This is a genomic window from Blautia sp. AF19-13LB (assembly GCF_003479105.1).
GTDB lineage: Bacteria > Bacillota > Clostridia > Lachnospirales > Lachnospiraceae > Fusicatenibacter > Fusicatenibacter saccharivorans.
Genome location: NZ_QUGO01000069.1, coordinates 1 through 947, shown reverse-complemented (window position 1 = coordinate 947; position 947 = coordinate 1). Strand labels below are relative to the sequence as shown.

At 47.4% G+C, this 947-nt stretch carries 2 protein-coding genes and 1 pseudogene; 1 reads left to right on the top strand and 2 read right to left on the bottom strand.

Going from position 1 to position 947, the window contains the following annotated elements; translation table 11 throughout:
- Nucleotides 1-647 (bottom strand): recombinase family protein (locus DWX32_RS19305; protein WP_158579620.1); only part of this gene is annotated, 647 nt, incomplete at its 3' end.
- The gene (locus DWX32_RS19300; RefSeq protein WP_118660894.1) at nucleotides 648-845 is read right to left on the bottom strand and encodes a hypothetical protein; all 198 of its coding nucleotides are present in this window, start codon (nucleotides 843-845) and stop codon (nucleotides 648-650) included.
- On the opposite strand from DWX32_RS19300, the pseudogene DWX32_RS20670 reads away from it, so the two are divergent.
- Nucleotides 819-947, top strand: a pseudogene (locus DWX32_RS20670) (tweety protein); the annotation flags it as partial. The gene DWX32_RS19300 and the pseudogene DWX32_RS20670 overlap by 27 nt on opposite strands.

Sequence of the window (947 nt, the reverse complement as noted above, 5' to 3'; positions counted from 1 at the left end):
ATATAGTTCGGACCATGACCGTTTAGGGCATATCCGAAAATCAGCCGCACAATCGGGGCTGTTTCCTCGTCAATGAGCAGATGGTTTCTGTCCTCCGGGTCTTTCCGATACCCAAACGGGGCAAGACACCCGGTAAACTGTCCTTTCTGCGCTTTCAGAAGATAAGAGGAATGGACTTTCTTGGAAATATCCTTGCTGTACATCTCGTTCAGGATATTCTTGAACGGGGCAATATCGTTGTTATCACGCAGGGTGTCGATACCGTCATTCATGGCGATATAGCGGACGCCGTTCCTTGGGAAAAAGTCCTCAATCAAATGCCCGGTTTGCAGATAGTTACGCCCCAGTCGGCTGAGGTCTTTCGTGATGACAAGGTTGATCTGCCTGCGCTCAATGGCTCTCAACATTCTCTGTAAATCAGGACGCTCCATGTTAAGACCTGTGAAGCCATCGTCCTGATAGACTGCCACAACCTCCCATCCCTGCTTTTCGCAGTATTTTTCCAGCATATCACGCTGGTTTGCGATACTGGCACTTTCGCCTTGCAGGTCATCGTCCTTTGACAGCCTGCAATAGACCGCTGCACGATAGCCCCCGGCAAGTGCCTTTCCGATTGTTCTGTATTCCATTTCGTTCATCATAGCCATTTACCCACACAATCCAGACGGTATCTGGCTCTTTTGAACCTCATCTTCATTATAGCTTATATCTTTCTTTTTAGCAAGATATTCTTTTGTATTTTTCTTTCCGTATTTCTGGGAAATCAGGCTGACGAACACATCGGTTGCATCCAGCTCCCCGTCAAATACAGTGGTCACATGAATCTCTGTTTTGTTTTTTGCCATAGGCAGTTATCCTCCATACATGAAAATAGCCAGACAGAGGGTGTCGGCAACGAAGTCCGGCAACGGGCTTCAAAAGACCTTGCAAACAATCTCAATCTGGCG